Annotated in this window: 12 protein-coding genes; 10 read left to right on the top strand and 2 right to left on the bottom strand. The window is 61.2% G+C overall.

The genetic code is table 11. The features are described 5' to 3' along the window. Window positions 1–291 precede the first annotated feature (291 nt). A complete protein-coding gene (locus tag FJM51_RS25440) occupies window positions 292–513 on the bottom strand; it encodes a helix-turn-helix transcriptional regulator (protein ID WP_368733502.1) in 222 nt (73 codons plus the stop codon). Between the two features lie 102 nt (window positions 514–615). On the opposite strand from FJM51_RS25440, the gene FJM51_RS22795 reads away from it, so the two are divergent. The 4 genes from FJM51_RS22795 to FJM51_RS22780 all read left to right on the top strand — a co-directional run bounded on the left by FJM51_RS22795 (window position 616) and on the right by FJM51_RS22780 (window position 2,394). Continuing rightward, window positions 616–1,026, top strand: a complete 411-nt coding sequence (locus FJM51_RS22795) for a helix-turn-helix domain-containing protein (RefSeq protein ID WP_181164729.1) — start codon at window positions 616–618, stop codon at window positions 1,024–1,026. Between the two features lie 65 nt (window positions 1,027–1,091). Continuing rightward, entirely contained in the window at window positions 1,092–1,661 is a 570-nt protein-coding gene (locus FJM51_RS22790; RefSeq protein WP_140456399.1) for a hypothetical protein, read from the top strand. Between the two features lie 194 nt (window positions 1,662–1,855). Continuing rightward, window positions 1,856–2,086 carry a hypothetical protein gene (locus tag FJM51_RS22785; RefSeq protein ID WP_140456398.1) on the top strand — a complete coding sequence of 77 codons (231 nt, stop codon included), beginning with the start codon at window positions 1,856–1,858 and terminating at the stop codon, window positions 2,084–2,086. Then, window positions 2,083–2,394, top strand: coding sequence for a hypothetical protein (locus FJM51_RS22780; protein ID WP_140456397.1), 312 nt, complete (start codon window positions 2,083–2,085; stop codon window positions 2,392–2,394). Before FJM51_RS22785 ends, FJM51_RS22780 begins: the two co-directional genes overlap by 4 nt. A gap of 56 nt (window positions 2,395–2,450) precedes the next feature. Here the strand turns inward: FJM51_RS22780 and FJM51_RS22775 are convergent, their stop codons facing one another. Continuing rightward, on the bottom strand, window positions 2,451–2,975 hold the full coding sequence (locus tag FJM51_RS22775) for a hypothetical protein (RefSeq protein ID WP_140456396.1): 525 nt from the start codon (window positions 2,973–2,975) through the stop codon (window positions 2,451–2,453). A 417-nt stretch (window positions 2,976–3,392) separates the two neighbouring features. Here FJM51_RS22775 and FJM51_RS22770 point away from each other — a divergent pair, with 417 nt between their 5' ends. The 6 genes from FJM51_RS22770 (at window position 3,393) to FJM51_RS22745 (ending at window position 7,638) form a co-directional block, all read left to right on the top strand. Beyond that, the gene (locus FJM51_RS22770; RefSeq protein WP_140456395.1) at window positions 3,393–3,698 is read left to right on the top strand and encodes a hypothetical protein; all 306 of its coding nucleotides are present in this window, start codon (window positions 3,393–3,395) and stop codon (window positions 3,696–3,698) included. Continuing rightward, window positions 3,695–3,955: a hypothetical protein gene (locus FJM51_RS22765; RefSeq protein WP_140456394.1), complete on the top strand. Its 261-nt coding sequence runs from the start codon at window positions 3,695–3,697 to the stop codon at window positions 3,953–3,955. Before FJM51_RS22770 ends, FJM51_RS22765 begins: the two co-directional genes overlap by 4 nt. Continuing rightward, window positions 3,948–4,595: a hypothetical protein gene (locus tag FJM51_RS22760; RefSeq protein ID WP_140456393.1), complete on the top strand. Its 648-nt coding sequence runs from the start codon at window positions 3,948–3,950 to the stop codon at window positions 4,593–4,595. Before FJM51_RS22765 ends, FJM51_RS22760 begins: the two co-directional genes overlap by 8 nt. Beyond that, the gene (locus tag FJM51_RS22755; protein WP_140456392.1) at window positions 4,585–4,815 is read left to right on the top strand and encodes a hypothetical protein; all 231 of its coding nucleotides are present in this window, start codon (window positions 4,585–4,587) and stop codon (window positions 4,813–4,815) included. Before FJM51_RS22760 ends, FJM51_RS22755 begins: the two co-directional genes overlap by 11 nt. Before the next feature lie 189 nt (window positions 4,816–5,004). Further along, window positions 5,005–6,060 (top strand): tyrosine-type recombinase/integrase, encoded by a 1,056-nt coding sequence (locus FJM51_RS22750; RefSeq protein ID WP_181164728.1) that lies wholly within the window; start codon window positions 5,005–5,007, stop codon window positions 6,058–6,060. A 135-nt stretch (window positions 6,061–6,195) separates the two neighbouring features. After that, window positions 6,196–7,638: an ATP-binding protein gene (locus FJM51_RS22745; RefSeq protein WP_140456390.1), complete on the top strand. Its 1,443-nt coding sequence runs from the start codon at window positions 6,196–6,198 to the stop codon at window positions 7,636–7,638. The last annotated feature ends 350 nt before the right edge of the window (window positions 7,639–7,988 follow it).

The following is a 7,988-nucleotide window of genomic DNA, read 5'->3' as shown; positions in this document are numbered from 1 at the left end:
CTCGGTCCGGCCGGTGTAGAGCGCGGCGCGCGCCCGGCGCTCCTCGACGCGCATGTTCGGGAAGGCGGCGCGGAGCAGGCGGTTCGCGGTCACGCGGCCGAGGTCGCAGGGCCGCGTTCGGTGTCGGTAGGAATGGGCAGAAAACTCCACGGCGACGCTCCTAAAATGGACGCTGCGCGGCATTCGCGCGGAAAATGGTCTTCGGTTGAGGGGTAATGAGTGAGGCGTGATGACCGGAGACGGACGGGCCGGCGACCGGAAGGGCGCCGGCCCTGCTTGGATGAGTGCGCGTCATTCGGCTCCTCCGGATACAACCGGATTGCACTCGGCCCTATGCCAACTCGCGACAGGTACCTCCCCATTGGTCGCCTGCTCGATCCGCAGTGCCTGCTGGAGGCTGATCCCCACCTTTCCTGCGCAGAGCCGAGAGATGGTGCTCTGGGCCACCCCAACCTCCTTCGCGAAGGAGGCTTGGGTGAGTCGATGGTTCTCCAGGAAGGATGCGAGCGTCATCATGGCAGACAGAAAAATGCTTAATAGGCATATTCCCGTCAAGCATATTTATGCCGTCCCCGCCATGGCGCGATCATCTCAGGTCGCGCAAGAATGCGCTTTATGAACAGGATTGCCGCGATACGTCGAAAGCTGAAGGTGGGCCAAAATGTACTGGCAGATGCGTTAGATGTTGATCAGTCAACAGTTTCGAAACTCGAAAACGAGAAAATCCCTCTAACTATACATCAACTCAGGACAATCGCCAGAACGTTGCACGTATCGTTTGGAGAGCTTGAGGATCCGCCTATGTTTTCTGAGCGGACTATTGAAATCGCGAGATTAATTGACAACAAACCTCAGGACTATCAGGTTGCCCTCCTGAAGCTTGCAGACACGCTGAGCAGCGCGCCGCCAGCCATTGCCCCATCTCTCGTGCAGCTGGTGGAGGCATTTCTTGGCGCACTACCTGCGCCGCCGCAGAATGTAAGGCCTGAAGCTGACACAATCGAAGATTCAGAACGGCCTGAATAGGCGATGGAGTTTTAGTCATAGTATACGTATCCAATTCATGCATTACGCTCAATATTCTATGAGCTATGCTTGCAGATCAGATACCGGAGATAAATTCAAATATGGATAAACTTAAGATGTTCATGAAATTTAATAGGTATAAGTGGCACTTTGCAATCATAGCATTGACGTTTACAAACGCTAGTCATGCGAATGCCAGATACTTTTGGCAGAGTGATAAGAGTTACGCTATCCAGGAATGTGAACCTGTTTTAAAGATGCGTTTAAAATCACCATCTAGCTACAAAAGAATAGATGTATCAGATCTTGAGCGGCGGCGAGCAACTCTGGATGAATACATGGGATGGTACAGTGAGAAAGAAAAATCTCGCTCAAAGGAGATTTCTGCTTCAGATCCAGATGGATACGGAGACATAATTAGCGATAAGCTGGACATGTTTTCGAAGGTTATGTTTGATATAGTTTACATATATATCGAATATGACGCAGAAAACTTATACGGAGCGTCCATACGATCTACTGCAATATGCAGCGACATTATCCCATCTGGTGCGGAGTTTGACGAGTTCGGAATTCCTGGGCCCTCAATCAACGGCATGACGGAGATCGACTGGCGCATCGATCGGCTGCGTTGATTCCCTTCCAATAACCAGTAAAATGCCTGTTGAGCATAAATATGTTTGACAGGCATATGCCTGATAGGCATTTTTTCCCATCCACCGGATGGGAGACCTCGCCGCATGCCACACCCACTCGTCATCGGGGCCATCGTGAGCCTCGCCCTCTGGGCCGGCCTCGCATGGGTCGCGCATCTCGCGAGGGCCTTCTGATGCGCCGCCTCACCCTGTTCGACGTCGCATACCTCGCCCTCGTCACCGTCGCCGTCTGGATCGGCGTCCTGGCCGCGCAGGTGACCTCGGCCGAGATCGACCGCTGGCTTCACCCGCTCGAATGCCCGCCGCCCTACGAGATGGAGGGCCCGGCCGACCCCGCCCCGTCGCCGGAGGAAAATTCCTTCGGCCCCGTCATGCCCGCCCTCGACGAGGCGCCCGCGATATGACCGACCTCAGCCTTCTCGACCGCGTCCGCGTCGCCCGCGCCGTCGGCGGAACGCTCACCTTCCAGGGCGACGCGCTGGAAGAACTGCGCCAGCTGATCCTCGCCGGCAACGAGACCCGCCTCGGCTACATGGCCCTGCGCGACGAGGTCTCGGACCTCCGCGCCGGGCAGGCGGCCCGCGCCGCCGCGCTCGCCGACACCATCGCCAGGACGGAGCGCGCCGCCCGCCTCTCGCGTTCGTGGATCACCGGCGCCTGCCTGACGGCGCTCATCGTCCTCGCGGCCAGCGCGGGAGGGCTTCTGTCGTGACGAGCGCGGCGCTGGCTGGACCGCTACGGCCAGACCTCCCCGGCTCCCCAGCCGGGTCAGCTGCTTTCGCTCAGCTTCTTGTAGCTGAAGCCCTCGAAGCTCAGGAACCGGCCGAGCAGCCGCTGATACCATGGGATGCGAAGCCGCTCCGTCAGCGGGTAGACCCCGGACGCGTCCAGCGCGTCGTTATAGGCCTTGGCATCGACCGCGCGCAGCACCGGAGGTTCGTCGGCCGTGATGAGCATCATCTCTCCGCGCCACTGGGCGAGGCTCTCGGTGGTCGGCTCGGTATCCGCCTCGATCTCGGCCAGCAGGCGATAATAATCGCGCTGCAGTACCTGATGATCTCGCGCCTGGCGGCCGAAATCGAAGACCAGCTGCAGGGCGCCGACGATCGCGACCGCGGCCCCGATCTGCGCTTGGGTAATGCCGTAGACGCCGAGCATGTCGCTCACCGCGGCGGTGCCGAGAAGGATGACGAACAGGTTGAAATATCGCGCCACCCCCTCGTAGTGGCGGCGGCGCGCGGTGTGGTAGAGCGCATTGCGCAGGGTGTTGAAGCGCAGATTGTCGGCATCCATAGGCGGAACTCCTACTTCTTGCTGCCCTCTCCCGGCTTGGTCGAGGTCGGTGGTGGCGTGGGCTTCACCGGCTGTCGAGGTCCGGCGGTCGCCTGTCCGTCAAGTGGCCGCCCCGGTCGCGTAACAATAACGCGGGGCGGGAATATTGGCTTTCGAGCCATTCAGTTCGTCCTCTTTTGGTTGCGTCGAAAGGGGATGAAGGGCCTCGGGTCGGTTCCGCCGCCGATCCGAGGCCGCCTGCTTAGCACATCACTGGCCGTGGTGGAGGCTGATCTTGCCGGCCACCATGACCTTCTCCGGCCCGTTCGCGACGATCGAGGCCCGGCAAATGACGTTCGCGAAATCAAACCCCCCCGGTTTGCTAACTGGGGGGGTTTGATTTCCGTCGAGGACCTTTGCATCCGGAGGACCACCGCCGTGACCATCGACCCGATCCCCGATCTCGTCGCCCCGTTCCTCAGCCCGACCGACGCGGCGATCGCCGAGGCCGCGATCGGCCTGATCGCCAAGGGCGAATTCTCCACCGCCGCCACCCTCCTGCGCAGCCGGACGGCGGATCGCGAGGAAGCGACCCTCCGGGCCTTCCAGACCTGGTACGACCTGCCGCGCGAACTGCGCCCGCCGTTCTGGGAGTGGCGCGCCGAGCGTCGCCGCGACGCGATCCAGGTCCTCGTCGAGGGAGGCGCGGCACGCGCGTCGGCCGAGCCGGAGTGCGCGCGATGAACACAGATCCCGCCCACAAGATGGCGATAGACGCCATCGGGTTCGCGGCGCGGATCCTCGGGCCGCAGGAGGACGCGCTCCGCCGCCTGGTCGAGGCCGAGCGATCAATGCACAGCGTCATGCCGATCACCGACCCGACCCTCTACATGCGCGCCATCCGCAGCGACGGGCTTCGGCAACAAGTCGAGCTGGCGAAGGCGGCGCTCGCGTTCATCACGGTGGTCGAGCAGGTCAAGGAGGAGATCGCCGATGCCTGACGCTGCTGACCATCCGACCCTCGCAGAGATCGACGCGCTGCGCGAGACGGTGGCGCGGTTGAGGCCGCTCGGAGACGATTGCGGCTACACCGTCCTCGACCTCATCGGCGAAGGATTGGAGCGCCTGGCCCCGGAGTCCGCGGAACCGGACGAGATCGTTGCCGCCATCCTCGCCGCCGCTCTCGTCGAGCGCGACGCCGCCATAGCGCGGCTCACGGCCGAGCGGGACCGCGCCCTCGAATGGCGCGACCACGACAAGGAGCGCGCGGAGGGGGCGGAGGCCGAGAACAAGCGGATGAGCCGCGTGCTGACCGCTGTTCGAACGGTGGAAGCGCCGCAGTATTCAGCCGAGCACGCGGTCGGCTGGGAGGTGTTCGAGGCGGTGGTCGATCGTGCCACCGCGGCCGAAGCGGAGGCCAACCGGCTGCGCGCTGAGAACGAGCAGCTCTTGGCAGCGCTGACCCCGAGCGCCGAAACGAAGGCCGCCTATATCGGCGAGATCAAGTTCATCACGTCGGTCGGGTGGGATGGGGTGGAGTACCCATTCAACGTCGTGGTGCCGTGGGACAGCATGAAGCAGTTCATGGCGTTGATCCGCTCTCGCGCCTCAACCATGAAGGACGGCAACGATGCCGAATGAGTCGCGCATCCGCACCCCGACGCCCGCCTGCCTCTCCGGGCAGCCGCGCGCGTTGGCCCGGGCCTCCGCCTCGCTCCTGCTGGACGCCGTCCATATCTGGCGCCTCGCCCGCGCCGAGCGCCGGGTCTTCCGCGCCTGCGCGGCGCGGCTCCGGGCCGACGACGATCTCCGCCGGGCCCGGCACCGGCACGGCGCGCTTCTGCGGGGCGATTCGCGGTGAGCCGCGCTCCCTTCACCCAGGCGCAGGTCGAGCGCGCCCTTCGCGGGGCTCTTCGGGCTGGCCTGCCCGTCCAGCGGGTCGAGATCACCCCCACCGGATCGATCATCATCTTGCCGAATCCCGAGCCCCCGGCGTCTGATGCGGCCGACGACTGGTTTGCGAAGCGGGGCAGGGGTGGCGCGGATCCCCATGACCGGGATTAACAGGGTCCGGAAGCGGCTCGCCTCGGGCGAGGTCCGCGAGTACCACTTCGCCTGGAGAGGGAAGGGCGCTCCGCTCTTCTGGCGCTCGGACAGCGGGATCGGCATCGGCTCGGCCGAGTATGTCGCGGCCTGGAAGGCGGCGATTCCCGCGAAGCCGATGGCCGCCCAAGGCAAGTTCCGCGAGCTGATTCTCGGCTATCTCGGGGGGCCGGAGTTCAACGGCCTGGCCGCCCGCACGCGCGCCGACATCGAGGCCTCGATCCGCCATCCGAAGAACGGCATCGACACGGAGTTCGGCGCGGCGCCGATCCCGGCCTTCAACGATCCGCGGATCCGACGCGAGGTCCTCGACTGGCGCGACCGGATCGGCGGGAAGGTCGGAGACACCCGCGTCGACCACCTGCAGGCGATCGTCGGCTGGGCGCACGATCGCGGCCGGCTGACCGCGAACCACCTGCTGCGGATCAAGGCCGTCTACAAGGCGAACCGCGCCGAGATCTTCTGGACCTCGGACGAGATCGCCGCCTTCGAGGCCGGCGCGCCGCACGCCGTCGCGCGGATCCTGATCGCCGCGACCGAGACCGGACTCCGCCCGGGCGACCTGCTCCTGCTCGAGCGCGCGCACATCCACCCGACCCCGAAGGGCCGGCGCATCGTGCTCTGGACGCGAAAGCGCGGCCGCCTGGTCTCGATCCCGGTGACCGACCGCATGGGCGCGCTGATCGACGCGACGCCGGAGGGCAGGGAGCGGATCCTGGTGAACCAGGGCGGTGAGCCCTACCGGCATGAGAACTACCTCGGCGACGCAGTCAGCGCCTGGCGGGATCGGTTGAAGATGCGGCGGGAGCTGCGCCTCTACGACGCGCGCGGCACCGCGGCGACGCGGCTGCTCGAGGCCGGCGCGGACCTCCGAGAAATCGCGACGGCGATGGGCTGGTCGGTCGCGCATGCGTCGCAGGTGATCGAGCGGTATGTGGCGCTGCATCCGGGGATGACGGATGCGCTGGGGGCGAAGCTGGCGGCGGTGGTTGCGCGAGCCTAGCGCCCCTCAGCTATCACGACACGACGAGTTCGCTCAAAGGAGCGGATGGCGAGTTGCTCACAAAAGCGTACTCGCATCTTGGCGATCGATCTCTTAGAGTCTCCATGCTCAACCTTTCCTTCGTCGAAGAGTCCCATGGAAGAAGATGTGTCGATCGAGACCGTTCTGACTTGGCAGCACGTGCGGAAGGAATCCGAACGCTTAGAGTTCAAGGAAGCTAAGAGCAACTTTGATCGCGATCGGCTTTTCAAGTACTGTGTTGCCATTGCGAACGAGGGCGGTGGCCATTTGGTTCTTGGAATGGGCGACGCTGTTCCCCGAGAGATTGTTGGAACAAACGCATTTCGTGACCTCTCGGTTCTGAAGAAGGATATTCGTTCGAATGTTCGCTTAAATGTCTCAGTCAACGAGGTTAAAGTTGATGGTAAGCGGGTTGTAACCATCCAACTTCCCGCGAGACCACGTGGCACCGCATATGATTATAAAGGTGCTTATTACATGCGCAGTGGCGATGAGCTTCTGCCAATGACTGAAGATAAACTTCGGTCGATATTTTCGGAAACTAAGGAAGAATGGGGTCTGTCCATAATTCGAAATGGCCTTGCTGCGAAGGATATCTGTGATCTGCTCGATGTGTCCGCATTCATGAACATTATTGGCCTTCCGCCAACGGATAACACCTCCGAGATCACGGAGCGCTTGGAGGCTCACTCTCTCATCGTGCGAGAAGGGGCTGGATTCGCAATGCGCCAGATGGCTGCCTTGGTTCTAGCCCGGGATATACGAGACTTTCCTACCCTTGAGAGGAAGTCGCCCCGATTAATCACTTACAATGGAAAGGACAAGCTAAACACCAAACTTGATATTACTGGACAGAGAGGTTACGCGGCCGGATTTCAGGGACTGATTAGACTTTGTATGCAGCATATGCCGCAGAACGAAGTCGTACAGAATGCTCTACGCCAAAAGATGCCACTATTCCCAGAGCATTGCATACGTGAAGTCGTTGCCAATGCTCTGATCCATCAGGATCTCTCGGCGACTGGGACGGGGCCAATTATCGAAATATTCTCTAATAGAATTGAGGTCTCGAATCCGGGCAAGCCGGTGGTACCCGTTGAGCGATTCATCGACGGATTCCGATCGAGGAATGAGCGACTTGCTTGGGTGATGCGACAGTTAAAGATATGCGAAGAGCGCAGCAGTGGCGTGGACAGAATGGTTGCGGCCGCAGAGATGTACCAATTACCTGCTCCAGAGTTCATATCTACTCTCGAAACGACCCATGTAGTTATTCATGGTCATCGCATCTTTAGAGAGATGACTCAGGAGGATCGTATCCGTGCGTGCTATCAGCATTGTGTTTTGAAGTATGTGATGCGAGAGCAGATGACGAATGATTCTCTCCGAGGCCGATTCGGGCTCAAAGACGACAACGCCACCACCTCCAAAATCATCCGAGCTACCGCAGACGCGGGATTAATCGCCGCTGACCCATCCGCCGGAAATTCGCGCAAATTCGCTCGCTATGTCCCCTCTTGGAGCTTAGCCGCTGAGAGCGTTGATTCTTTATCCTAGAGCCCCATGTCAAGTTATTTTTTGGATGCAAAAGTGTTTGAAATCAGAGGATTATTATAATCCTTCAATTTCCGCCTCTCTACCTAGGCTGCCCGGAAGCACTACATATAGGGCCGCTCTGAAAGCTACCCACTAGACGCCAGATCCAAACAGCGCCGAATGCCAGAGCGGAACGCTTGCAGGACGGCTACAGATTCAGCCTTGGGCCAGAGCGTTGTGACGGGCTCAATGCAAGAGGATAAGCCACTGGTCTCCTGCAAACCGCTCTGCAAACCGGGCATTCCGATGTCCGCTAAGTGCTGGTCGGGGCGACTGGATTCGAACCAGCGACCTACGGTACCCAAAACCGT

This window comes from Amaricoccus solimangrovi (assembly GCF_006385685.1).
Taxonomy (GTDB): domain Bacteria; phylum Pseudomonadota; class Alphaproteobacteria; order Rhodobacterales; family Rhodobacteraceae; genus Amaricoccus; species Amaricoccus solimangrovi.
The sequence above is the reverse complement of the archived record's forward strand: the minus strand, read 5'-3'. Positions and strand labels throughout refer to the sequence as shown.